This window comes from Sulfurospirillum oryzae, assembly GCF_025770725.1.
GTDB lineage: Bacteria > Campylobacterota > Campylobacteria > Campylobacterales > Sulfurospirillaceae > Sulfurospirillum > Sulfurospirillum oryzae.
The window spans coordinates 865241-891508 of the sequence record NZ_JANZKZ010000001.1; the positions used below are offsets into that span (position 1 = coordinate 865241).

Genomic DNA, 26268 nt, shown 5'->3' on the forward strand with positions numbered 1-26268 from the left:
GCGTGAAAGATTTGTTGTGAGTTTTTCACATCTCATCACGTTTGTTATCAAAACTTTTTATACCTGCTTTGTTAAAATTTTATTTTTTAGATCTTCAACTTTAAGTTTAAAAGACTCATTGGTGTCAATAAGTTCGTTAATTTTTTTAATATTGTGTGAAACAGCTGTATGATCTTTCATTCCAAAGTAGGTTGCTAAAGATGGCATTGAGTTTGGTGTAAGTGTTCGTGCCAAATAGATACCAATACGTCTAGCTTCTACAATGTTTTTACTTCTTTTAGTCGATTTAATCTCGCTTGGTTTAATATTGAGATCTTTTGCAATGATTTGAATAATATCTTCAAGGCTAATATTTTCGCGACGCTCTTTAATCTGCTCACGCATAACATTCTTTGCAAAATCAAGGGTTATTTCTTGACGCATAAGTGATGCATAGGCATTGAGGTTAATAATTGCACTCTCAATTTCACGGATATTATCGCCCATGTTGGCAGCAATATAATTGACAATATCGCTGTTAAGGTTAATACCATCGAGTTCACATTTCTTTTTAATGATGGCAATTTTTGTTTCTAATTCTGGTAAGCCAATATCGGCAATTAAACCCCATTCAAAGCGACTTTTTAAACGATCTTCAAGTCCATTAATCATCTTTGGTGGCTTATCTGAGGTCAAAACAATTTGTTTACCTGCAGAATGAAGCTCATTAAATGTATGAAAAAATTCTTCTTGTGTTTGAATTTTATTGGATAAAAATTGAGTATCATCAATAAGTAAAACATCGCAATTACGGTATTTTTCACGGAATCTGTCCATAGATTGGTTGCGAAGATTATAGGTAAAGTCATTCATAAATTGTTCAATTGTTGCATAAATAACAATTTTACCTTTACTTTGAACATAATTTCCAATGGCATGAATAAGGTGAGTCTTACCAAGTCCCGTAGGACCATAAATAAAGACAGGATTGTACATAACGCCTGGTTTTTCAGCAATAGATTTAGCAGCTGTATAAGCGTATTGATTTGAACTTCCTACAACAAAACTGCTAAAGGTATAAGATGGGTTTAAAATAGTATTTTTAGTGCTTTTAATAGAATCTATCATTTCAACAGGAGTTGATTTAGTTTTTGTGGTTTTAAGATGCTCTTTTAGGACGATTTTGATTTCAGGCTTTTTGCCTGTTTTGAGTTCAAACAGATGAGCGATTTTGTCGGCGTATTTAGTTCTTACCCAATTAGCGATGAGAATATTAGGGGCAAGAAAGACCATTTGATCCGAATTAGACGCCTTTTCATGGAATTTTAGTTGTTTAATATAGCGATCATATTCTAAAGAAGCAATCTCTCCTTTTAAAAGTTCTATGACGGTATCTGCTAACAAAAACACTCCTTAAAAAAGTCTTCACCCTGTGAATATCATGTGAATAAGTTTGTTTTATTTTATCTAAACTATTATTAGTTATATGTTAAAGCGTGTATGTGTATAATGTGAAAAAAGTTATTCACCCTGTGAACAAAGCTGTGAATAAAGGACAAAAAATTGGTTATTTTAGGGATCGATCCAGGAACGCGTAACTGTGGATATTCTATTTTAAAAAAAGAAAAAAACACGCTTATTTTGATCGAAGCTGGGCTTATAAAAATTAAAGAAAAAATACTCCAACATCAGATTATGGAGTTGGTTGAAGGGCTTGATACCATCTTTAAACAGCACACCATTGATGAAGTTGCGATTGAAGATATTTTTTATGCGTATAACCCTCAAACAGTGCTTAAATTAGCACAATTCAGGGGTGCTCTTAGTTTAAAAATTTTACAAGTTATAGGCAACTTTAGTGAGTACACACCACTGCAAGTCAAAAAAGCCGTTACAGGCAATGGAAAAGCGGCAAAAGAGCAAGTAGCCTTTATGGTAAAGAAGATTTTAGGCATTAAACAAGAGATCAAACCTCTGGACATTACAGATGCTATTGCTATAGCCATCACACATGCCCAAAGGGTGAAAGTGAGTTAAGAAGGCTCTTTGATATTAAAGAGATATTTGTGCTCTTCTGGTAGAGCATCATAAAGTGCATGAGAAAGATCTTGAATTTCCCAAAGCGCACTTTTATCGCTGCGCAGTGTTAAAAAGTTTTGAAGACTTCTAGCGTTAATAGTCCATGTAAGTTCGGTTTTGTAACTCTCCGGAAGACAGTATTTTGCCTTATCGTTGCTAATTCCTTCCACGAGTACTAAACGAAGGTTTTCAAGTGCTTTGATGCTCATCTCATCTACCATTTCTACACCCGTTAAAACGAGGTACTTAGAAGCACGTTCTACATCTTTACATGTAAAGCTCTCTTCGTTCTTTAACTCTTTAAGTGTGTAGCGTGTTGACTTAACGGAGAGTGACGCCATACGATGCCTTGCAAGCTCTTGAAGAAGGGCACGGGAAATGCCTTCAATGTAAAAGTTATAGACAAGATGCTCTAAGGTTGAAGCGTGTTTAAATTTATTGCCAACGCGATCAATAAGTTCTCTGTCTTTTTCGCCGCCTTCATCGCTTTTGTCAAAACTTTGCCAACACGTACGAATGGCATCGGCACAAATGAGTAGGGGAGTGTAGTGGTTGAGTGTGATTTTCATGAGTGAGTCCCAAGTTGTTTTTTGGGACTCATTGTATTACATGTAAGCTAAAAAAATCTATTTGAGTTGGAGTAAAGTGTTGAGCATTTCATCCGCTGTTGTGATTGTTTTTGAGTTAGCTTGGTAACCTCTTTGAATAACAATCAACTGTGTAAGGGAGCGTGAAAGGTCAACGTTACTCATCTCGAGTGAACTTGCTTGAATCGTACCTTTACCACCTGTTGAAGCTTGTCCAACGATAGGATCGCCTGAGTTTGAAGTTTGAACAAAACAGTTACCACCATCACTCTCAAGACCTTGGTTGTTGGTAAAGGTTGCCATAGCCACTTGTGCGAGCGCAAAACTACGTCCATTGGTAAAACTACCGATAACCGTACCTGTTTCATCAACACTTAGACCATTAAGATCACCACCCGCATAACCATCTTGGCTAATACCTGAAGTGTTGGAGTCTTTATCAAAACTGGTCATACCATCAAATTGTCCGAGTGTTCCAAACTTGAGTTCAATGTTTTGGCTACCCGTTGATCCGTTGTTGGCTGTATAGGTAAGACTTCTTGGAGAATAGGTTGCTAAAGAACCATCAGAGTTAAAGCTAACCGTACCTGTTACAATGTTTTCAGGGTAGTTTCCAAGGTTAATATCACCTGGTTCTGGAACAGAAATAAGGACTGACCATTCAGTACCACCCTCAGATGTAAAGCCTGTTTTTGTATATTCAAGTCTTACGGTATGTTTTGAACCAAGTGAATCGTAAACATCGATACTGGAAGCGTGGCTTGCTGCATAAACGGACTGAGAGGTTCTCACAGATGTACCTGATGTGAGTGTTCCTTGAAGTGCATTGATCGTTGTGCTAAAGTTATTGTTGGCTGCAACGTTATTGGTTCCATTGGTAAGATTGGTGATTGTTAAGTAAAGATCATGATCATTGGCATTTTTAAAGTTTGTTCCAGCGGGAAGTGTTGTAATAGCTCCCGTAGCTACTGAAGCAACGCTTACATTTATTCCACCTGCTGGTATAACAGTTCCAATTGGAATAGTAGGGCCATTTGCACCTGTTGGTCCATAGGTATTAGCACCTATGGTAACGTTTATGGTAGGAGTAATAAGTCCAATTGTTGTGAATCCTGCTGGTAAATTATTAACTACTGGCCCTTGTGGAATTGTTACAGCAGTTGTGAGTACGGTTCCAGCAGGAATGGTGCTACCGCCAGCACCCGTTGGTCCATAAACTGTGCCATTAACTGTAACGTTGGTTGAAGGTGTAATGGCTGCAGCTAAAATTGCTCCAACTGGAAATGAAATAGCTTCAGTAGCTAATGCTGTTGTAAGAGCAGCAGCAGTCATTGTAACAGGTGTAACTAAAGTACTATCAACAACGTCACCATCATCGGCATTAAAAGCATCTCCTTTAGGGTTTGCGATTTCAAATTGACCGGTTTTATTAACAGAAACGGTTACACCATCATTTTTATTGAAAGCTTGTGAGCCTGAAGTTACCCATTCATTTCTAACATTTGAATCAGGATCAGCAATGGTATCAGCAACGGCTTGTCCTGTATAATTAACAAATAATCTAGCATCTTTTTGAAGTGCTTCTCTTAAATCTTCCGTTGTTGTAAAGGTTCTTTCTGCAGTATCATCATAGAAGTGTGTTGTATTGAGTGGACTTGCAGAATAGGTATATTGATAGGCCGTAATAACATTTGTTGATACTAATGTAGTGGTATCTGTGCCATTCTTAAGTAATTTAATATTTTTCATTGCGGCTTCAGTGCCAGATTGATTATTATTGGTTAAGTAGAGCCCTGTACCACCTGTGATGTTGGCTTCAACACCTGTTTTACCTGTTTTGGCGTTGATCAAACTTGTAATATACGATGCGACTGTTGCATCATCGGTTGATACGATGCTACCCGTAATGGTTTCACCATTTAATGTAAGATCAATGGTTGTTGTGCCTGAAGGATCATGGGCAATGGTAATAGTATTGGTTTTTGCTTGCGCGAAACTTGTCCAAATACCTTGACCTGTTGTAAGGCTAAAGGCTTTTCCATCGGAGTTGAAAAGTGCGCCAAAGTCTTGCCCGCGTTCATAAAGTTTTTTACTGGTATCAAACATATTGCTGCCAGTATCGTTTTCATCGTGTGTTTCTGTCGCTTCTTGAATACCATTACCATTAATATCAACCCATCCGTGATTTCCGTCTAGTGAGTAGATAACGGATTTATGAGTGCCTACAGTATCACCTGAGTCAAGGTTAGCTTTTACAGAGATATAACTCGAAGCATTAGCGGGTGTTGTAAGTCCTGGTGGAATGGTAATGTTGCCAATTGGCGATGTAGAGTCAATCGCAAGCGTTGTTTTGTCTCTGTTCCACCCTTGTGCGATGTAACCGTTGGTATCGACAAAGTTACCGTTGGCATCAAAGGTAAAGTCACCGCTTCTGGTATATTTATAAGTACTTCCGCCATCGGGGGATACAACAAAGAAACCATCACCTTGAATCGCAAGGTCGGTTGTTTTGTCCGTTGTTTCGATGGAGCCTTGTTTAAAGATTTTTGTGACCGTACTTATTTGTGTTCCAAGTCCAATTTGCATCGCATTTTTACCACCAAGTTCACCTTGGGGTGCCGTTGCAATTTTAGCTGTTTGGCTTAAGAGATCAGAAAAATTTGCTCTACTGTATTTATATCCGGTGGTATTAACGTTTGCAATGTTATTACCTTCAACGTCCATTGCGATCTGGTGTGCCTGCAATCCGGTAACGCCGGCCCAGAGTGATCTCATCATAGCGTATCCTTTTTAAAGTTACTTTTTATTTTTATAAATTTCGTACAAAATGAAAGCAATTTTTATTCCATGTAAATGTCATTTACATTTAGTTTTTCATGTTAATAGCATTTTTAATAAGCTCATCGCTGGTGGTAATGCTTTTAGAGCTGGCATCAAATGCTTTTTGGGTAATAATAAGCTCGGTTAGTGCCGTAGCCATGCTAACATTGCTACCTTCTAGTTTGTTACTAAAAATGGTTGAACCTAAAAAGCTATTGCCATTTTTGTCAGTGTAAAAAATGGGTTTTCCACTGTTGTCGGACGCTTCATATAATGTTGCAGAATCTTGTAAAAGTCCTTGATCATTTTGAAAATGATAGACGGCAACTTTCGCAATAGCCGAGCTTTTACCATTTGTAAATTCCGCAACAACATTGCCATTGCTATCCATTGCGTAGTCTTTTAAAAAGCCTTCCATAGAACCATTTGCAGTAACAACATTGGCTTTTTTAATGGTTGTGCTTGAGATAAGACCATCATAATCACCAACCGTTCCGAGGTTAAGCTCTAAAGGAGTACCTCCATTGCTAAGTGCTGGCACAGAGTTTGATAAAAGCTGTCCTGCTCCACCAAAAGAGACTATTCCTGTTTTGGTATCGACAATGTCATAGACTTTATTGGTTGAGGTATCAACATAATATTTTGTTGGATCATAGATTTTTGAAACAGTCCCTTTTACAGTATCAACATTATAAACGGAAGTATCGTACGTTTTTGTAGCATCATAATTTTCAACAACATAATCTTCAAAATAACTTAGTACTTTAACCGTAGCATCCCAGGTGCTTCCCGATGCTGCTTGAGGAACTTGTTTGGTAAAAGTCATATCAATAATATCTTTACTGCCATCGGGTGCAATGATACCTGTGGTGAAGTGTTCGGTATTGGGAATTTCTTGGGTTGATTTTACCGAAACGCTTGCGGTCAAATCCGAAGTTGTATTTAAGTCACTCACATCAGAATTTACAATACTCCAATTCAAAGAGGCATCAAGTTCGGTTGAAATTTTTTGTGTTTTTCCATCAACATCGGTCAATGTGATGATGACAGTATCGCCTTTTTTTGGATTTTGCAGTGCTGTTGTATTGCTGACTGTTCCATTTAAACTTATTTTCCCTAAATCAGTTGGTGTCACTGCTGCGGTGTAATCAGCCGCACTAAGAGGTACCGTAGTGGGCGAGTAGGTCGCTGAGACACTTGCAGTCAAGTTAGAAGTAATGTTTAAACTACTCACATCTGCATTTGTAATACTCCAGTTCAAAGAGGCATCAAGTGTGGTTAAAATATTTTGTGTGTTTCCACCAATATCCGTAAGGGTAATAGAAATAGTATCGCCTGGTTGTGGGTTTACAAGAGCAACTGTATTGCTCACCGTTCCACTAAGACTCGCTGTTCCTAAAGGTGTTGGCGTTACCGTTGCTGTATAATCAGCCGCGCTAAGAGGTATGGTAGCGGGTGTGTAAGTAGACGACACACTTGCGGTTAATCCGGAAGTGGTGTTTAAACTACTCACATCTGTGTTTGCAATACTCCAATTCAAAGAGGCATCAAGTGTTGTTGAAATATTTTGTGTTTTCCCATCAACATCTGTAAGGGTAATGGTAACGGGATCACCTGGTTGTGGGTTTGTAATGGCAGCCGTATTGCTGACTGTTCCATTTAGATTTACTAAAGCTGCTGGGGTTACGGTTGCCGTGTAATCAGCTGCATTTAAAGGAACAGTAACAGCATCTGTTTTAATGGTAGGATCAAGATTAGCACCGTAAGAAACTTTCGAGGTTGCAACGGGTGGATAGTAGAGTAAATCTGGCAAAGTTACTTTGGTTTGCCCTCCAACACTTCCTAACGGAACATCGTTCATAGGAGTAATAGCATAAGGTGTCACAGGAGAAGATGTTTGGGCATTGTAATAAGTTCCAAATTTTGCCATTGTTTTGGCATCAAGTGTTGTGGGGGTAATGTTATTACCCGATGTTGCCATAAGATAATAGCCATCGGTATTGACTAAAGAACCTTGCGCATCAATGGAAAAAGAACCTGCTCTTGTGTAATATGTTTTTTTCGCGTCTTGCCCTTTGACGCCAAACCAGCCATCACCTTGAATGGCAAGATCAAAAGGGCTATCCGTGTTTTCAAGAACCCCTTGAGCTAAATCGAGCGAAGTTGTTTGACTTTGCGCTCCAAGCCCTTTGTCGTTAGAATAAGAAGCGTAAGCGCCTGTTAATGCTGTTGAAAAAAGAGTTGAAATTTCTGGGCTGCTTCCTTTATAGGCAGTGGTGCCAATATTGGAAATATTATTAGCTTGCACATCCATAGCAAACTGTTGTGTTTTCATGCCAGAAATTCCATTGTAAAAAGAGCTAGTCATTGGAAATTCCTTTATTTGTCGTAAAACTCGACAACATCACTCATGGCATAATATTGAGAACCTAATTTAACATAAGTTGATCCAGAGTCATAACGTATGGATTCAACAGGGTAAACACCAAATGCAGTTGTTTTTGAAGCGCCAGCAGCGTCTACATACGTTGCTGTAACGCGATAAGCGCCATCTTTTTGAAGTGTACCAGAATTATCTGTACCATCCCAATCAAAGGATAAAACGCCACTTTTGCCTGCAGCAACACTGCTAAGATCAACAGTTTTAACGGTTGCCCCATTTTTGTCTGCAATGGTAAGCGTTCCTGTTTTAATTGCTGTTGGGAAATAGACTTCGTAGGTTGATTTACCACTACTAAGTGTAATAGCATCACTTCCAATACTTCCCATTTTTCCAATTACAGATGTTGCATTAGCACTTACACTCTCTTTGAGTTGCGTTGATAAATTGTCCAAAGCAGTGTTTGTTTTAGTTGCAGATTCTAATGTAGCAAGCTGAGAAGTTTGGGTTAAAATTTTATCTGAATCCATAGGACTGGTAGGGTCTTGATGCTGAAGTTCGGTTAATAGAAGTTTTAAAAAGTCATCTTTTCCTAATGTATCAGAACTGCCCGTTTTTGCTGCAGCTGTTGTTGTTGTCGAACTTGCTGTGCCTGGAGTAATAAGGCTTTCGTACCCTTTAGTTGATGTTGTTGCCATAATGTATCCTTTTACTATAATTTATACATATTGAGGAATGACAATTTCTAATGATGCTGTCTCTTCCTCACTTGATTCGGTGGTAAACTCTTCAAAATTTCCACTACTTTTTTGCTGATTTTGTTGTGATTGATTGCTGTTTCTTTGATCGCTAAAGTTCATCTCTAAATTGGTAAAACCCATACTAACTAGCGCATTTTTTACATCATTTTGATTTTGAGTAAAAAGTGACATGGTGTTGGTATTGGAAGAGATGTTTACATGTAAATTATTGCCTCGTGTTAGTAAGGTAACATCTACATCTCCCAAGTTTTTAGGACTTAAAGAAAGCTCAACTTTCATAATAGGCGGTTTATAGGCTTCTATTTTCTCTTTAAGGTCGGTTGCAAATTGATTTAAACTCTCTTTTACCGGAGTATTTTTAACCGTAGTCTCTTGTTTTGACGTTGTTTTAATATCAGTTTTAACCTCTAAGGTTGATTGTGTCTCTTCAGAAGAAGTTTTCGTTGTCTCTTTATCATCATGAGCTGCTGTTTTTTGGAGTTGTGCCATCTCTTCTTGTGAAGATTCATCGAGTGTTTTTTCTGTTTTTGTTGTTTTTGGCGTTAAATCAACAACGTTTTCTTCAGATTTTAAAAGAGGCTCTTTTTTGACTTCATTAACACGTGTTGTAGCCACTTGAATAGGCTCTTCTTGTGTAACAGGCTCCTGCACAGTAGGTTCAATAGGTTGTGATGATGTTTTCTTTGTTTCTTTTGGGGTGACGACTTTTTGGATCGCTGTTTCAAGCGGTGCAGATACGACTTGTTTGGTCTCTTCTTGTGGCGCTTGAAGCGCTTGAGCTAGAGTATTTTGTTGCTTTTCATTTACCATTGATGGTGCTTCATCAACTACCACATCGACTTTATTGTTGAGTTCAACGGGTTGTGTTTTTGTAGGTTCAGGTTTAACATCTTTAGAGATGAGTTCACTCAAAATAGATGTGACAGGTGTCGTTTCTGTCTGCACGGGTTGTTTATCTAAAAGGTTCATCACATTGGTGGTAGGTGTTGTTGCTACTGTTGTTGGTAGCGTTACATCACTTTTTTGTGAGGTTTTTGCACTATCTAAGGCACTTTGGAGATCATCAAAGAAGTTGCTTTGTGCAAGTTTTGGGAACTTTGTTTGAAGACTGTCTAGATTCTCCTGCGAGATTGAAAGTTTTTCCAAACCAAGATTGTATTTTTTCGATAAATCCATCAAGTCGCTTACACTTTTAACATTAGCAAAATCTTGACGAGCAGTTTCACTGCCAAGAATTTTTTCTAAAGTCGAAGAGGGTTTGAGTGTTGGGAAAACCGTTATTTGTGAATTTTGTTGAAGCGCATTAACAACGCTTAAAAGATCATCTAAAAGGTGTTCATCCACGCTTTTCGCCTTTTGATCTTTTGCGTTAAGGTTGAGATTTTCACTGACAGAGGTTGTTGGCAGCTCTTGTGCAAGATCATTTAAAGATGTTTGTTTGCTCTCTTGTGTAAATTGACCAAGAATAATAGAAAAAAAACTCTCACTAAAAGAGCCATCATTACCTGCAGGTGTAACTGATTTTGTCGTAGAAGGCGCAAGAGCTATAGGGCTTGGTGCTTGAGCAAAAGAGAGAATATCTTGCATTGCCATTACCTTAATTTGAATTTTTTAGAGATGATTCCACTCCTTTGACAAGCAATACTCATTCCAAATTTTGAGTTTTTTTAGACGAAGTATGTATAGACGTTGTACTAAAGAAAATTGCGTGTTAAAAGTGCTGCTTAAAACTTTCAGAAAAAGCGTTAAAAATAGCTTTACATGTAAGGATATTTTTAATTTAGTAAGAAAGTGGTATAATGAAGCATATTTACTTCATCAAACTACACCAATCACGTACGTTTTATATGAGATGTAAAAGTTATTTTCGAGGAGAATTTTTTGCAAGAGTTTAGAAATATTGCTGTGATCGCACACGTTGACCACGGAAAAACGACCTTAGTCGATGAGCTGTTGAAACAATCAGGAACTTACACAGCACACCAAAAAGTAGAAGAAAGAGCCATGGACAGTAACGATCTTGAAAAAGAGCGTGGTATTACCATTCTTTCTAAAAATACAGCCATTCGCTACAAAGATATTAAAATCAACATTATCGACACTCCAGGCCACGCCGACTTTGGTGGTGAGGTTGAGCGTGTTTTGAAAATGGTTGACGGCGTTTTACTTCTTGTCGATGCACAAGAAGGCGTTATGCCACAAACCAAGTTTGTTGTTAAAAAAGCTCTTAGCCTTGGTCTTTGCCCAATCGTTGTTGTTAACAAGATTGATAAGCCTGCTGCTGATCCTGATCGTGTTGTCGATGAGGTATTTGACCTTTTAGTAGCCCTTGGTGCAAACGAAGATCAACTTGAATTCCCTATCGTTTATGCCGCAGCAAAAGAGGGTTATGCTAAACACAATATGAGCGATGAGAATAAAAATCTTGAACCTCTTTTTGAGACCATCATCAAGCATGTTCCAACGCCTTCAGGCAATGCAACGAATCCACTTCAACTTCAAGTTTTTACACTTGATTATGATAATTACGTTGGAAAAATCGGTATTGCACGTATTTTTAACGGAACGATTAAGAAAAATGAGACTGTTTTACTTGCAAAAGCCGATGGTGAGCAAGTTCGTGGACGTGTTTCAAAACTCATTGGTTTTCACGGTTTGGAAAGAATTGACATTAATGAAGCAGAAAGTGGTGACATCGTAGCGGTTGCTGGTTTTGAGACACTTGATGTGGGCGATAGTTTGGTTGATCCAAGTAATCCTATGCCACTCGATCCATTGCACATTGAAGAGCCAACACTCTCCGTTGTTTTTGCGGTCAATGATTCTCCATTTGCAGGACTTGATGGTAAATATGTTACCTCAAACAAAATCGCTGAACGTTTAGAATCTGAGATGAAAACGAATATCGCGATGAAATACGAGAGTGCGGGCGAGGGTAAATTTAAAGTTTCAGGTCGTGGTGAGCTTCAAATTACTATTTTGGCTGAGAACATGAGACGTGAAGGTTTTGAGTTTACATTAGGTCGTCCTGAAGTTATCGTTAGAGAAGAAAATGGTGTTAAAATGGAGCCATTTGAGCACCTTGTTATCGATGTACCTGACGAATTTACGGGTGCTGTTATCGAAAAACTAGGTCGTAAAAAAGCAGAAATGAAAGCGATGAACCCAACAGGAGATGGTCAAACGAGAATTGAGTTTGAAATTCCTGCGCGTGGTCTTATTGGTTTCCGTGGACAGTTCTTGACCGATACAAAAGGTGAGGGTGTTATGAACCACTCATTCTTAGATTTTAGACCACTCAGTGGCGAAGTTGAACACCGTAAAAATGGTGCACTTGTTTCAATGGAAACAGGAACGGCGATGGGTTATTCACTTTTCAGCTTGCAAGAGCGTGGCGTTCTTTTTGTGGATGCACAAGTCAAAGTTTACTCTGGTATGATCATTGGTGAGCATTCACGTCCAAATGATTTGGATGTCAATCCGATCAAAGGTAAGCCACAAAGTAACGTTAGAAGTAGTGGCGCAGATGAAGCGATTAAACTCGTTCCACCACGTAAAATGAACTTAGAATTAGCGCTTGAGTGGATTGAAAATGATGAATTGGTTGAAGTAACGCCAATCAACATTCGTATTCGTAAAAAATACCTCGATCCAACACAACGTAAACGTATGAGCCGCTAAAAAGCTTTTACATGTAAAGATTTTGCCACTATCTTGGTGGCAAAATCGTATAATGTCTAAACAATACAGGAGGTTTATCATGGAAACGTTTTTGGTTGTTGCAGGTGTTATTCTTCTCATTATCGTGTTTATGTACAACACGCTTATCTCTAAAAAAAATCAAGTTGAAAATATTTTTGCCGGGCTTGATGCTGTTCTCAAAAAACGTTACGATCTTCTTCCTAATCTTGTGGCAAGTGTCAAAGAGTATATGGTGCATGAGCGCGCAACGCTTGAGAAAATCACCGAACTTCGCTCCAAAGCACTCAATGGCTCACTTGATAGTCGTGAGACCATAGCACTTGATAAACAACTCTCTTCAATGCTTAGTAATTTAATGGTAGCGGTTGAAAACTATCCTACGCTTAAAGCGAATGAAAATTTTCTGCATTTGCAAGGAACGCTTAACGAACTTGAAGAGCAAATCTCCGCAGCGCGTAGGGCTTACAATCAAAGCGTAACCGATTATAACAATGCTATAGAGATGTTCCCAACAAATTTTATGGCAAGTGCGATGAAGTTAGTGCGCAAAGAGGTCTTTAGTATTCCCTCAAATGAGCGCGCGAATGTTGATGTGAAAAATCTTTTTCAAAAATAGGTAACGCTTGAAAACAAATCTTGCATCATTGCTTGATTATTACTACGAGTCGATGTATCCAGAGCTGAAAGCTTTGGAGGAGAAACGCCAAAGCATCGTTGCTACGCTTAAAAAAGCTGCTTTTATTCTTTTAGTTATTGCTACGATTCTCTTTTTATTCTTGACAAAAAACGCTATTTTAATACCGCTAAATGCGCTCATGGTCAGTGGAATGGGTGCATTTTTGATCTTTATGTTTATTTACCGTCATGAAAGTGCTGGGTATGGATCGTTGTTTAAAGATCAAGTGATTGAAAAAATCATTCATTTTCTTGATGCTTCACTGATTTATGATAAAACAGGTTCTATGAGTGAACATGAATATCAACAGAGTGAGCTTTTTTTAGAATCTTACGATCGGTTCAGTGGTCATGATCTCATCAGTGGGAAGATTGAAGGGGTTGATGTACGTTTTTGTGATTTACATGTAGAGAAAAAAGTGCGCACGAAAAACAACAATGAAGAGTGGCACGACATTTTTACAGGGCTCTTTTTTATGGCTGATTTTAACAAAACATTTCATTCTAAAGTCGTGGTTCTCCCTGATGTCGCTGAACGGAGTTTGGGTGTTTTGGGTTCGTGGATGCAGGGAATGAATGTGCAAAGAGGCGAGCTCATTAAGCTTGATCATGTTGAATTTGAGAAATTATTTGTAGTTTATGGAAGTGATCAGATAGAGAGTCGTTATATTCTTTCACATGCGTTTATGGAAAAAATAGTGCAATTTCGTACCAAAATTGGCAAGCCGCTTTATCTTTCATTTGTTGATTCTAAAATTTTTTTAGCACTCAATTACACTAAACCGCTCTTTGAGCCGATATTATCACGTTCCTTATTAGAATTTAATTACATTAAAGACTATTTTGAACTTTTGGCAATGATTGTTAGCATCGTCAATGAATTTAAACTGAATGAAAAACTATGGAGTAAACGCTAAATGTTTAATGAAAAACTACTCAAAATCTCTTTGGCATTTATTGTATTTTTGATCATCATTGGATTTGTAACGCTTAATTATATGCTCAAAGAAGATAATACGCAGTCCTCTTATGGTGCAACAAGTACAAAACGTGCTACGAATGTTAGTACCGATGCTAAAGAGATAAGTCTTGATACCATTTATATCAATATAAAATCCCAAAAATATAAAATTTTAAAAGCGGATATTGCCTTAGTCATGAAAAGCAATACCAGTAAAAAATCGTTACAAGCCAATATGGATAATGTGCGTAATGCTGTTTTGCAGTATCTCAATACTATGGATGCCAATGGGTTAGAAACAGTCAGTGGAAAAGAGCGACTTAAAGAAGAGTTGATTGATATGCTAGAAAATACATTTGGGTATCAGATTGAGACAATTTATATCAAAAACTTTATTCTCGCCCCTTAAAAAGCATTAAACTTCTAAGCGAGAGTAAGGCAATGAAACTCGCATACAAATAGAGATACTCTCCATAAAAATAGCCCGCAAGCAGGGCACCTACAAATCCTCCTAGCCCAAATGAAAAGCCATAGTAAAACTGCGCCGCAAGCTTTTTGTGCGCATAAAGCGTGTAAAGAAGGCTGAGGGCTGCGGTGTGATGCAGTGCAAAGCTAAAGGCATGAAGCGATTGTGTGGCATAAGAGATAAAGAGTGACGAGGGAAAAAGAAAAAGTAAAAACCAGCGAAGAGCGGTTGCAAATACGCCTAATTTCACTAAAGAAAGAAGGCTAAAGCGGCGCAAAAGCGGTGCTTGGAAATAAAATAGAATAATCTCGCAAATAACACCAAAAGCCCACAAGTAGCTTGTGCCTTCAAGGCTGATGCCGTGTTCAGTCTCATAGATCGTAAAGAAGTTATAAAACGCACCAAAACTGACCTGCATGAGAAAAAGACTGAGCCATAAATACTTTACATGTAAAAAGCTAAAAGGCACTTCTGTAGTGGTGCTTGAGGTGGTAAAAACAGGGTTGTTTTGCGTAAGAAAGTAGGCAAAACAAGCCGTAAGTGCAATGCCTAAAAGTAGGTAATGCAGACCGTTCGTGTAGTCCTCAAGGTGTTGCGCTAAAATGATACCCGTAAGCATAAAACCAATAGAGCCAAACAGACGTGACCTTCCAAAGCGTTCTTTTTGAAGATGCTCCATCGCATACGTTTCAACATAAGGCAAAATCATGCCAAGACAGGCACCTAAAAGCATATTGGGGAGCATAAAGAGGTAAAAATGGTTAATGGTTGGATAAAACATGAGAATAGAAAAAAGCGCTCCACCAAGAGCCGTGTAAAAGACTTTTTGTGTTAGTTCAAAATGCTTAAGAAAGAAGAAGGGTACAAAAAAACGCATAAGCGGTGCTAAGGCAAAGATAGCCCCAATTTGAGGTGTGCTGTAACCTATCATCTGTAAAATTTTGGGCATAAAGATGACATAAACCCCCGTGACTACAAAGTAGAAAAAGAAAAAGCCCGAGATTTTAAAAAAGATCATTTGCAAATAGGGGCAGTTTGACTCAAAATATCATAAAGGGCTAACTTATCTTTACGCAGAAGTGGTATAAAAAGCCCAATAATCGTGATAGCTGTTAAAAGAAGCACACTATAACGTACGATAAGTTGTCCCAAAGAAGCCATTTGTCCCATTTTGAGATCAATCAGTTTAAGATCATACGCTTTATAGCCAGGCGTTTGTCCGCTTCGTTTGAGAAAGGCGAGGGTGATCATGCCATAAGGAATAAGAATAAGAAGCCAACCTTGAAGTATGTGCTCTGCAAAGCCTTCGCGTGAGCCATAAATGATATAAAAGACAATGTAGAGAATAGGCATAAGAAGCATAAAAGAGTCTACGACAAAGGCTTTGAGACGTTGAAGAAAGGGTGCGATGGTGTAAGGAAGCAAAGTTTCTTTGCTCTCCTTTGGATGAAGTGCTTTTTTAGCAGTACGCCATCGCATAAACGCCTAGTTTCCTCTACTACCTGGCTTGTAAGCCACGCTTCCTTCTTTGCATAAAGGACACTCACTTGGCTCATAAATATCAAATTCAAAATCAGCCAGTGCAAAGAATGGTGCATCATGAGGTAGTTTACATGTAGGTTTACCTTCAAGATCGCTTCCTACCCGTTTGCAAAAACCACGATTGGCAAGTGCTGCGAAGCCTACAATGACACCACCCATCGTTTCAGCAATTTTAGCCGCTTCTAAAGCAGAGCCACCTGTAGTGATGATGTCTTCACAGACAAGGATTTTTTCACCTTTTTTCACCTCAAAGCCTCTGCGGATGGTCATCTCACCATTCACACGCTCCGCAAAGATAAAGCGTTTTCCAAGGGCACGTGCAAGCTCATAGCCCGCTAAAACACCACCAAGGGCTGGAGAGCAGATGGTGTCGATTTCAAGCTTGGAAGCATGAATCATTTTGGCTAATTCAACGGCTAATTGCTCTGCAACTTTTGGATCTTCTAAAACTTTTGCGCTTTGAAGATAATAACGTGAATGTTTTCCACTACTAAGAAGAAAGTGTCCTTCTAAAAGGGCATTTGCATCTTTATATATTTTTTCAACTTGCATGGTCGCCCTTAAATTTTAAGTAGTTCAGCTTCTTTTTCTTTGACTAAATCATCGACTTTAGAAACGGTTGCATCGGTGATTTTTTGGACTTCATCTTGACCTTTTTTAGATTGGTCTTCAGTGATGAGTTTATCTTTTTCCAATTTTTTAACTTGATCGTTAGAGTCTTTACGAACATTGCGAATCGCGATTTTTGCTTTATCGCCCATCGTTTTAGCTTGTTTCGCGCCTTCTTTACGTTGGTCACTTGTCATTGGAGGGAAGAAAAGTTTAATGGCTTCACCATCGTTGTTTGGATTAACACCGATATTGGCTTGCATAATCGCTTTTTCGATCTCTCTTAGCATCTTTTTCTCCCAAGGAGAAATGGTGATGGTGGTTGCATCGGTGGCCAAAACAGTTGCTACTTGGCTAAGACCGGTTGGTGTTCCGTAGTAGTCGACATGAATGTTGTCTAAAATAGTGGTAGAGACTTTACCGCTACGAATGGTCATAAAGTCGCGCTTAAGTGCCGCAATACATTTTTCCATATGCTCTTTTTGTTCAGCATAGATTTTACTGAGTTCCATATTTATCCTTTACAAGTAGTTTCGTTGAAATTTTATTGCCCACGGAGACGATAACCCGTGTGCGCTCTTTGGTCAATATTTTGTTAATCTGTGCTTCAAAAACACCGTCGCTTAAACTAACCTCTTGATAGCCATGATCACTGATGTAAATGCCACCTTTTTGTGATGTGGTTTGTGCCTTTACATGTAAAGATGTAAGCTTGCCATCTTGAAGTAATACCGTAGGTTCTATCCATGTAGCTTCAAGCGCCTTATACTTTAAAAATCCTGTTAAATCACTCTTGCCAACCAATGCAGAGCGGTCTAAATCAAGTGGATCACTAAAACTAGCTACGGCTCCCATCGTTTGGTTTAAAATCGCTTCAAAGCCATAACGTGTTGCAATCGCTTTAACCCGTGGACTAAACTCACCAAAAGGGTAGGAGTAGTAGTGCGATTTTAGACCAAGGCGTTTCTCAAAAAGTGCCAAACCCTCGTCAAAATCTTTTTTGATCGCTTCATCACTGAGTTCGGTTAGATGGGGATGGTTCAGTGAATGAAACTCTAAAGAGCCATACTTGGCAATTTCTTTGAGTTGATCCCAACTCATAAAATCACCATATTTTTGCTCTGTTGCTCCGACATAAACGAACATTGTGAAGGGGTAGTTGTACTCTTTGAAAAGGGCTAAACCATGCTCATAAAAACTTTTGTAGTTATCATCGATGGTCAGAACAACCCAATTATCAGGAATGGTCTCTTTGTTGTGAAGCGCTTTAACCAATTTTTCAAGTGGAATGACTTCATAACCATTTTTTTTGAAGTAGTCGAACTCTTTGCGAAGTTCTTCTAGCGTTGTGTTGGTTGAGGGATACCTGGAATCGTTAAAACGATGGTAGATGAAGATATGAGCATCTGCCCACATCATCACACTCAAACACAACACAAGCCAAAAAGATTTCATAGCTTATTATTTAGACGCAGGAGCTTCAGGTGCTGCTGGAGCAGTTGTGATAGGTGCTGGAATACCGCTTGGTACAACGCTTTTTTCGATTTTAATATCTTCAGCAATGGATACTTTTTTATTTTGGTTGTAAAAATAGCCTAAAGCTAGGGTATTGACAATGAAAAGTGTCGCAATGATAAAGGTGAATTTAGCCATAAAACCCGCTGGTCCTTTTGCACCAAAAAGGGATTCATTGCTTCCACTATATGCGCCAAGACCTATAGATGAGCTTTTTTGTAAGAGTACAGAAACAGTTAAAATGGCGGTTAATACAAATTGTAAAACCAATAAAACGGTGGTCATAAGGGATGTCCTTTGTTTTCAAAATAATGTAGAACTAAGGATTATATCCAAAACGAGTTAAAAAATCGTTAAAGTACGTTTTTCTCTCTTATAATGTCTCAAAATCAAGCTTTATTTCATCGATACTACGCTCGGGCAAAAAGGCTTTAGCGTATTCTAAATAGATGCCTGAAGTATAGAGAAATTTGACTAACTCTTTATCAAGTTCGCCCTCTTTTGCCATCGTATAAAGAATTTTCATGACAGTAGAAAGTGGCATACCCGCTTTATAAGGACGATCACTGGCTGTGAGTGCTTCAAAGATGTCGGCAACGGCTAGGATGCGTGCTTCAAAGCTGATTTCATCCCCTTTGAGACCTTGTGGGTAACCTTTACCATTGATTTTTTCATGGTGATTGCCTGAAATTTGGGGAATTTGCTGGTATTTTTTAGGGAACGGAAGGCGGTTTAAAATATCGACACTTATCTTTGCGTGATCGTTGATAATCTCGCGTTCTTCGAAAGTCAAAGTACCTCTTTGTACACTCAAATGATGTGCTTCATCTTTGGTTAAAATGATGTAGGTTTGATCACCAATCACCCATGGTTTTTCCGCAATTGATTGAATGAGAGCAACATTCTCGTTACTTAAAAATATTTCTCCATTATTGCTAGATTGAATGAGTGCAAAGGTGTCATGGAGTGTCTGCATCTGTTGTTTATACGTGGCTTCCAAAGCATCTACATGGTCTAAATGGTTGCTTTCCAAAAGAAGCATTTTGTCTTCTAAGAGTTTTACATGTAAAGCTTTTTCAATCGTTTTGACACGGTTTTCAATTAGCGTAAGACGGTCAAACAGTGCTTCGAGTTTAGTTGCTTTATTGAGAATATGTTCGGGTGACGCAAGTTTACCAATGTCGTGCATCAAGGCAGCAAAATTGATCTGCTTGATCTCTTCTGGATTAAAATGTTTATGGGCATAAAGTGTTGTGTCTTGGTTAATCGCTTCTGCGAGCATGACGCTCAGTTTTACCATACGTTTAATGTGCCCTGCAGTATACGGTGATTTTTTACTGATGGTGAAGATAATGCTCTTCAAGAAACACTCCAAAAGATTTTCAAGCCCTTGGATCAGTGAGGTTTTGGTAATGGCAATCGCCGCTTGTGATGCTAATGAAAGCGTGATCTGCTCATCTTCACTATCAAAAGGGATCGCTTCAAAGGTCTCTTCTGTTTGTTTGTTGATCAGTTGAAGTACGCCAATAATTTCGTGTTCATGGTTTTTCATCGGGATAACAAGCATGGATTTGGAGCGATACCCTGTGCCTTGATCAAACTTTTTGGTTCCCTCAAAGGAAAAACCTACCGCTTCGTAGACATCAGGAATGTTAATAAGGCGATCTTCCAAAGCACATGTTGCCGCGACCATCGCTTTGTTAGGTGTTCCATTTTCTAAGTAAAGTGGCAAAGGTGCCCACGTGATTTTCCCGCTCGTGCCACCCATTTTGATATTCAAAGAGTCTGTTTGAATGACTTGAAAACGCAAAGTCTCTTTTTCGAGCAGATAAAGTGTTCCACCATCCGCATTGGTAAGATTTTTGGCTTCTGTGACGATCATTTCGAGTAGCGTATCGAGGTTTTCATTAGCGGAGAGAGCTGTTCCAATTTGCGTCAGTTTTTTAACGCGCTCATCAACGCTAGGTGCAAGCGTAGCGTGATGAAGAAGTCCTGTTGAGAGGTCTATTTTTTCGCCATCGCGTAAAATCATCTCTTTATCAATACCTATAGATTCAAGCTCACTTGCAATTTGTTCCGCGTAAAAGGGTTTGAGGTGATTGATATAGATGTGAACATCATTACGTTTGAGATACGCTAAATCTTGTTGGAGGAAATGTGGCGTTAAGTGCTTGCTCTCCGTCGCGACTTTTGAGAGGCGATTTGGAAAGGAAACGTCAATGATCAGGGCTTTAATTTCAGGTTTTTTGTTGAGTGTATGCCAGAGATTTTCATTATGAAATGTGTCACCTGAAAAAAGTATGCTACTTCCATTTTGCTCAATCATATAACCGCAACACGCGACCGTATGGTTAGCAAGAAAAGGAGTAAGTGTAATGCCTTCTTCGACAGGGTAGTTTTTGTTGGCTTGAATAGTCACATAGGTGATCGCAGGAGTGAAACTATGAGGCAGATAAATTTTACTAAAATCTGGCCATATAACATCATTGAAAAGGTGCTTTTTTAGGGCTTCAATCGTTCCAGTAAGCCCATAGAGATAGAGTGTTTCTGTGCGCTTTGCAAAAAAATTGTCAATCATAAAAGCGGCATCAATGATATGATCTAAATGAGCGTGGGAGAAAAAAATATGATTTACATGTAAAGCATCTTCGCCTAAAGCATTCATAATATTGCCCGCATCAATCAGCGTATTTTTACTGATTTGAATACATGTCGTAAAGGCATTTTTAGACCTACTTCCTTGTGCGCCAAGAATGCGAATGTGGCTCATATTTATCCTTTGGTGGTGTGTACAAAAACACCATTAAATGCTGTAGGTGGGAAGGCAATGTAATGCGAACAACGCTCTATATAAATAGGGTAGAGTGCATAGTTGGTTTTAGTCTCTTGTTTTTGTAATGCTTCAAATAAACAAAGAGCCTCCGCAAAGCGCGCCTCTTTGTAAAGGGCTATCGCGTCATGATGCAATGTTAGCTCCTCTTGGAGTGCTTCATAGCTCACCGTATAGAGTGGCTCTTGTTGGGGGGTGTCAAAGTCATGGATTTGCCATACTTCTACAGGCTCACTTTTGCCTTTAACGGTGACCAAGTCCAAGAAACGAAAAATGTAATCGCCTTTGAGCTGGGCTTTGGTGAAGTTTGAAATCGTAAGGTGAGAGTTGTAATACTTACACAAAGATTCAAGACGGGAGCCAAGATTGATAGGATCGCCAATAACGGTATAGTCACTTCTACTGCTCGTTCCCATTTCGCCGACAATGGCAACACCGGTATTAATACCAATACCAATATCGATGATAGGTATCCCTTTTTCCTCTGCCATAGCGGTTACTTTGTCAAACTCAGGGTTATCTTTAAGTGCGGCATTGAGTGTTTTAAGATGGTGAAGTTGTTGCAATGCCGCAGTCACAGCTTTATCCGCGTGATCTTCGATGCTAATAGGAGCATTCCAATATGCCATAATCGCATCACCAATAAATTTATCGACCGTGCCACCGGAGCGAATAATAATCTGACTCATAGGATCCATATAAGCATTCATAAGATGAATCAGTTTTTTTGCGTCGCCTGCGGCTTCGGAGATAGCGGTAAAGTTACGCACATCGGAGAAGAAAATAGTGATCTCTTTTTCGATACCTTGCAAAACGTCATCTTCGCTCGCAAGAATATTATTCATAACCGCTGGACTTACTTTACTGGCAAATTTATGTTTGATAAGCTCTTTTTGGCGTATTTCTAAAAAGTAGTTGATCGCTTGCCCTACGATAAAAAGAATATTGATTGCCGCTAATGGCAAAATGGTATTGAGTAAAATGCCTTGATAAACCATGCAGTAGTAGTGCGCCACAATCACGATGAGGTTGAGTGCAACAAGAGCTACAAAGCTAAAAAATGCGCTAGGAAAGAGTAAAATTGCTAAGGTCAAGAGTGAAAGCAATACGATACTGAGTATATCAACACCTAATGCCCAAATGGGTTTAGCAATGTAATCTTGATGAAGTATGTTATCAATCGCATTGGCATGCACTTCGACACCGGCATAAACACTTTCAAATGGGGTACTTCTAAGATCTAAAAGACCCGCTGCGGAAGTTCCCAAAAGAGCGATTTTATCTTTTACATGTAAAGGATCAACGCTGTTGTTATAGACGTCAATGGCTGAAATATAACGGTAGCTATTTTGACCTCCGCGGTAATTGACCATCAAGCGTCCAAAAAAATCTGTGGGGATGACATGCTCTCCAATCTCAATTTGACGAAGTCCACTCTCATCATAGACAATGTTGACTCTCTTCTCACCGAGTAAAATGCGTACCATTTCAAGACTTAGCGAAGGATAGAGCACGCCGTCATATTCCATGACCAAAGGAATGCTTCGCACAATGCCGTCATTATCAGGAACGGTATTGAAATAGCCGCTTGAATAGGCTTGTTTTTGAATCTGAGGGATGTTCAAAATTGCACGGTATGGTTTGATCAACGATGAGTGTTTTGGGCGATTTTGTTCCACAATGGTTGCTGCTGATTTTGGACTTCCCTCTGGCTCGATAGAATCAGGTGTAAGCGCAAAAACATAACCGACAATTGTAGGCGTGTTGGCGATGGTTTCGGCAAAAATAGCGTCGTAATCGGGTACATTGTTATGGGGTAATCCCAACTGTGATAAAACCTTTTGAGGCGAGCTGTTATCGGCTTCGGCAAAAACTACATCAAGTCCGACAATGGCAACGCCAAGATTGGAGAGATTTTCCAGAAGTTTTGCTACTTTATCACGGCTCCAAGGCCATTGACCTAGTGCTTTGAGGCTCTTTTCATCGATGTCGATAATGACAATATTCTCATCGCCCTTAATTTCACCTCTACTTTGAAGCATTCTGTCTTTGATTTTATACTCAAAAGGAAGCCAAAAAGAGCTGTAGTAGAGGTAGCCTACAACACTTCCCACCATAACGATCAAGGTAAAAAGAATTTGCAGTAGGCTTTTGCGCATAGACTAGAACGTCCACATAATACTAGCGAGAGCGTTTATTTTGTCGTAGTCGTATGGATCATGGTTAGAGTGGTTGTTGCTGTACATCACACTGGCTCCCAAAGAGAGGTTTTTTTGAAGTGTGTAGCCAAAAGAGAGTTCATACTGGTCTTTGTCATCTTGGCGTTTAGTAAGAAAAATGGCATCCACGTCGTCATAATTGGTCGAAGTACGGGTATAGCCAAAAGAACTTCGGAAATCTTTGGTGAACTCTTTAGAAAGATCAAATCCGTATTTCCACTCTTTGTTTTGCACATCGGTTCGTACTTCTTCAACTTCTTTGTTGATGCCATAACTGGTATGAAGTCCTAAGGCAAAAAGGTTTTCACCGATGATACGTCGATAATTGATAAAGAGCAAATGTGCATTGACATCGTATGTCTCATCGTGGTAATAGCCTCGCTTAAAGCTATAGCCTCCCTCAATTTGAGAGAGCGGATCAAGAAGATAACTGCTTTTAATGCCTGCTCCAACATTGGCGAGATAGCCCTTGCCATCGATATAAACACGATCAAATGTGACAGGAAGTGCTACGGTTGTTTTATCTTCACTCCACGTTGGGGCACTGGAGAGTGAAAAGAGTACCAGATTGTTTTTGCTGGATTGGGAGTAAAGTTTGTCGTATGCTACAAAGCTATTTTCCAAGCTCCAACCACCACGATCACCAAAGTCATAGCTGTGGTTTAAAACAAAGGTTGAAAAACCATAGCCATCGCCTTTTTTATCATTGCCTGAAATTGGAATGTCTAAAGCGGGAAGTGTGAACTGTTTTGCGCCAATATCGTTATTGACATTGCTATCGTATCCACCACCTACAATGAGTGCTCCACTGAAGTGATGGCGGCTCATGCTCTCGTCAATTTTACGTTTAAACGTCGTGGCAGAATCTCGCACATCGTTTGGAAGCTGGTCATTTAAAACTAAGTCTAGCTCTATTTGAGCCAGTTCTAACTCTTGACGCTCATAGTAAAGGCGAGCTAATTCAAGATGTGTTCGTGTGTGTTTGGGATTGAGTATGAGTACACGATCAAAGGCTGCAACAGCTGTGTCATATTGGCGAAGTTCTAGAGCACAACGCCCAAAGAGAAAGTTTATCTCAGTGTTCTCAGGTGTTTGATCGGAAAGTTTCTCAAATAATGGGTAGGCTGTGGCAAAGTCATTTTGAGCATAAGCTTTTTGTGCGGAGTTATAAAGCTCCCCAGAAGTAGGTTCTTGTGCCAAAAGTTGTGTACCAAGAAGTGCAATGATTGCAATATGTGAGAATTTCATTATTTTACCGCCTTAAAAACGCCTATCGCCGTTTGTGAATCTGCTTTTAGTTTAAATGTTCCACCTACTGCTTGGGCAGATGAACCATAGAATTGACCTTTAACTGATGTAATACTGGTATTGCTTGGTGTGCCATTAATGGAAATTTCACCTTCAGAAGCAGCAAAGCCACTTCCAGATGCGCTTGTGCTAAAGAGGTTAGCAGACCACACTTGAGGCGTTGTTTGGCTGGTTTGGAATTGAATAGACCCAGAGCTAAGGCTACCGCATCCTCCACCAAAATCGAAATTCAACGCAATGGCATTATTGGTCGTAGGGTCAATATTATAGCTATTGCCACCATCGATGACAGAGCCGATAACATGTCCATTGTAAGTGTAATTTGTCGTAGTTGCATCACCAATTTTTGTTGTAACATACGCACTTGCGGAAGCAGCATCTTTGCCTGCAACCCAGTAGCTCATAGTAGGTAGAAGTGTGCTATCATCATTAACTTTCATTGCCCAGTATCCCCAAGAGACATAGTCGTTTGCATAGGTATTGTCCGTTTGCATCCAACCTGCTTGGTTATCAAAATTTTTGATGGCAAAACGATTGATATCTTTATAGGTCATCGTTGCGCTATTAGCTGCCTTGATTAAAGAAACTGGCTCAGAGACTTCACGGTAAAGTGAAATAGCACCACTGGAAATACTATCATTACTCGTATCAAGGCTAAGTGTTAGGGTGTCTTCTATACTGTTTGCAATACCATCAAAAAGATATTTGGAAGTTGCTAAACCGCTAAGTGTGACAGTTCCAGCATGGGTAGATGACGATTGAAGGGTTGGACTGAAAACAGGGTAAAAACTATCACTGTAATTGTCAATTTGGTTTGTAAAATGAGTGTAAGTATTTGCTAGCTGGCTGGTTTGAGAAGCTTGTTCTACAACGGGTGGAGCTGCTGTTATTGCAGGTGTTTGTGCTGTCGCCTGAGACGGAGCAGAGCTACCTTGAGATTGTGCTGATGGCGATAGTGGTTGATTTAATTGTTGTAGTTGAGCCGGTGTTAAAGGTGCAGGTGGTGTTGGTGCGAAATTTAGAGAGACAATCGTAAAAGAACCTGCAGATACAGGGACGCTACCATGAGGATTAGTGACAACAATCGCACCTGAATAACACCCAATTAAATCGGGTCTTACTGGTGGCGGTGGCGGTGGTGCAAATGATGAACTAAACTGTAAGGGACCTGCTTGATTCAGAATTTGTGTACCACCATGATTGGTGATAACAATTTGCCCTACGCCACCGTCCGAATCGGATAGAAGTGACACGTAATTTTGCCCATTCTCATATCCCGCAGACCCTGCTACAGTTGTTCCACGAATACCAATGGTCGCTGTTTTTGTTTCTAAATTAAAATTCTCTGGCGCTTTTTTACCAATTTCGCCTGTAATACTTTTAAACGTACCTTGATTGAATTTGAATTTTGCTTTTGGTTGCTGTGCATCATTAAGATATTCTTGAATATCCAAGACACTCGAGCTTCCAAGTGTAATAACGGTTTTATCTTCAAACGTTAATTGAATTTGACTGTTATTGCTCGTAACAATCATATCATGTTCTTCAATATGAGAGTTTGTGGAGAGCTTAATAGTTTGATTATCTCTCGATGCAGCGGCTTCTCCCTTCAAAAGAGAGACTTTTCCAATAGATGCCCATACCTGTGTCACCAATAGAAGACACATAAAAATACCTAAACGCCCCCATTTAGACATTGTTTTCTCCTAAACTTATAGTGTAATACCTATTCTATGAAAAAATTTCTTAAACTCTTATTGGTACTTTTGCACGCTGTTTACATGTAAAGATGAAGCAGGTATTTTTTGCCAGAATATAGAGGTATAAAGCTTTTC

The 26268-nt window shown here is 39.2% G+C and carries 21 protein-coding genes; 5 read left to right on the plus strand and 16 right to left on the minus strand.

Annotation, left to right across the window (positions count from 1 at the left end; genetic code table 11):
* Positions 1–57 precede the first annotated feature (57 nt).
* Positions 58–1383 (minus strand): chromosomal replication initiator protein DnaA, encoded by a 1326-nt coding sequence (dnaA, locus tag N0B29_RS04310; RefSeq protein ID WP_263832441.1) that lies wholly within the window; start codon positions 1381–1383, stop codon positions 58–60.
* A 159-nt stretch (positions 1384–1542) separates the two neighbouring features.
* On the opposite strand from dnaA, the gene ruvC reads away from it, so the two are divergent.
* The gene (gene ruvC / locus N0B29_RS04315; protein ID WP_263832442.1) at positions 1543–2016 is read left to right on the plus strand and encodes a crossover junction endodeoxyribonuclease RuvC; all 474 of its coding nucleotides are present in this window, start codon (positions 1543–1545) and stop codon (positions 2014–2016) included.
* Here the strand turns inward: ruvC and thyX are convergent.
* From thyX to fliK, 5 genes are all read right to left on the minus strand, one after another.
* Entirely contained in the window at positions 2013–2627 is a 615-nt protein-coding gene (thyX, locus tag N0B29_RS04320; protein ID WP_263832443.1) for an FAD-dependent thymidylate synthase, read from the minus strand. The two genes, ruvC and thyX, sit on opposite strands and share 4 nt — an antisense overlap.
* 57 nt (positions 2628–2684) lie before the next feature.
* The gene (gene flgE / locus N0B29_RS04325) at positions 2685–5423 is read right to left on the minus strand and encodes a flagellar hook protein FlgE (RefSeq protein ID WP_263832444.1); all 2739 of its coding nucleotides are present in this window, start codon (positions 5421–5423) and stop codon (positions 2685–2687) included.
* An 88-nt stretch (positions 5424–5511) separates the two neighbouring features.
* Positions 5512–7833: a flagellar hook-basal body complex protein gene (locus tag N0B29_RS04330; RefSeq protein WP_263832445.1), complete on the minus strand. Its 2322-nt coding sequence runs from the start codon at positions 7831–7833 to the stop codon at positions 5512–5514.
* A gap of 11 nt (positions 7834–7844) precedes the next feature.
* Positions 7845–8543, minus strand: coding sequence for a flagellar hook capping FlgD N-terminal domain-containing protein (locus N0B29_RS04335; RefSeq protein ID WP_263832446.1), 699 nt, complete (start codon positions 8541–8543; stop codon positions 7845–7847).
* Between the two features lie 21 nt (positions 8544–8564).
* Positions 8565–10193 (minus strand): flagellar hook-length control protein FliK, encoded by a 1629-nt coding sequence (gene fliK, locus N0B29_RS04340; RefSeq protein WP_263832447.1) that lies wholly within the window; start codon positions 10191–10193, stop codon positions 8565–8567.
* A gap of 294 nt (positions 10194–10487) precedes the next feature.
* On the opposite strand from fliK, the gene typA reads away from it, so the two are divergent.
* From typA to N0B29_RS04360, 4 genes are all read left to right on the plus strand, one after another.
* Positions 10488–12287 (plus strand): translational GTPase TypA, encoded by a 1800-nt coding sequence (gene typA / locus N0B29_RS04345; protein WP_263832448.1) that lies wholly within the window; start codon positions 10488–10490, stop codon positions 12285–12287.
* Between the two features lie 79 nt (positions 12288–12366).
* Complete coding sequence (locus N0B29_RS04350) at positions 12367–12924, plus strand: LemA family protein (protein WP_263832449.1); 558 nt, start codon at positions 12367–12369, stop codon at positions 12922–12924.
* 7 nt (positions 12925–12931) lie between these two features.
* Positions 12932–13900, plus strand: coding sequence for a DUF3137 domain-containing protein (locus N0B29_RS04355; RefSeq protein WP_263832450.1), 969 nt, complete (start codon positions 12932–12934; stop codon positions 13898–13900).
* Positions 13901–14353, plus strand: coding sequence for a flagellar basal body-associated FliL family protein (locus N0B29_RS04360; RefSeq protein ID WP_263832451.1), 453 nt, complete (start codon positions 13901–13903; stop codon positions 14351–14353). It begins immediately after the preceding gene.
* Here the strand turns inward: N0B29_RS04360 and N0B29_RS04365 are convergent.
* From N0B29_RS04365 to N0B29_RS04410, 10 genes are all read right to left on the minus strand, one after another.
* Positions 14337–15428: an MFS transporter gene (locus tag N0B29_RS04365; RefSeq protein ID WP_263832452.1), complete on the minus strand. Its 1092-nt coding sequence runs from the start codon at positions 15426–15428 to the stop codon at positions 14337–14339. The genes N0B29_RS04360 and N0B29_RS04365 overlap by 17 nt on opposite strands.
* Positions 15425–15889, minus strand: a complete 465-nt coding sequence (locus N0B29_RS04370) for an RDD family protein (protein ID WP_263832453.1) — start codon at positions 15887–15889, stop codon at positions 15425–15427. Before N0B29_RS04370 ends, N0B29_RS04365 begins: the two co-directional genes overlap by 4 nt.
* Before the next feature lie 6 nt (positions 15890–15895).
* Positions 15896–16504, minus strand: a complete 609-nt coding sequence (pyrE, locus tag N0B29_RS04375) for an orotate phosphoribosyltransferase (RefSeq protein WP_263832454.1) — start codon at positions 16502–16504, stop codon at positions 15896–15898.
* 8 nt (positions 16505–16512) lie between these two features.
* A complete protein-coding gene (frr, locus tag N0B29_RS04380) occupies positions 16513–17073 on the minus strand; it encodes a ribosome recycling factor (RefSeq protein ID WP_263832455.1) in 561 nt (186 codons plus the stop codon).
* Positions 17060–18016 carry a polysaccharide deacetylase family protein gene (locus tag N0B29_RS04385; RefSeq protein ID WP_263832456.1) on the minus strand — a complete coding sequence of 319 codons (957 nt, stop codon included), beginning with the start codon at positions 18014–18016 and terminating at the stop codon, positions 17060–17062. Before N0B29_RS04385 ends, frr begins: the two co-directional genes overlap by 14 nt.
* A gap of 6 nt (positions 18017–18022) precedes the next feature.
* On the minus strand, positions 18023–18361 hold the full coding sequence (gene secG, locus N0B29_RS04390) for a preprotein translocase subunit SecG (protein ID WP_263832457.1): 339 nt from the start codon (positions 18359–18361) through the stop codon (positions 18023–18025).
* An 88-nt stretch (positions 18362–18449) separates the two neighbouring features.
* Complete coding sequence (locus N0B29_RS04395) at positions 18450–20846, minus strand: HD domain-containing phosphohydrolase (RefSeq protein WP_263832458.1); 2397 nt, start codon at positions 20844–20846, stop codon at positions 18450–18452.
* 2 nt (positions 20847–20848) lie between these two features.
* Positions 20849–23065, minus strand: coding sequence for a CHASE2 domain-containing protein (locus tag N0B29_RS04400; protein ID WP_263832459.1), 2217 nt, complete (start codon positions 23063–23065; stop codon positions 20849–20851).
* Between the two features lie 3 nt (positions 23066–23068).
* The gene (locus N0B29_RS04405) at positions 23069–24373 is read right to left on the minus strand and encodes a porin family protein (RefSeq protein WP_263832460.1); all 1305 of its coding nucleotides are present in this window, start codon (positions 24371–24373) and stop codon (positions 23069–23071) included.
* Positions 24373–26130 carry a FecR family protein gene (locus N0B29_RS04410; protein WP_263832461.1) on the minus strand — a complete coding sequence of 586 codons (1758 nt, stop codon included), beginning with the start codon at positions 26128–26130 and terminating at the stop codon, positions 24373–24375. The genes N0B29_RS04405 and N0B29_RS04410 overlap by 1 nt, the downstream gene beginning before the upstream one ends.
* Positions 26131–26268 lie beyond the last annotated feature (138 nt).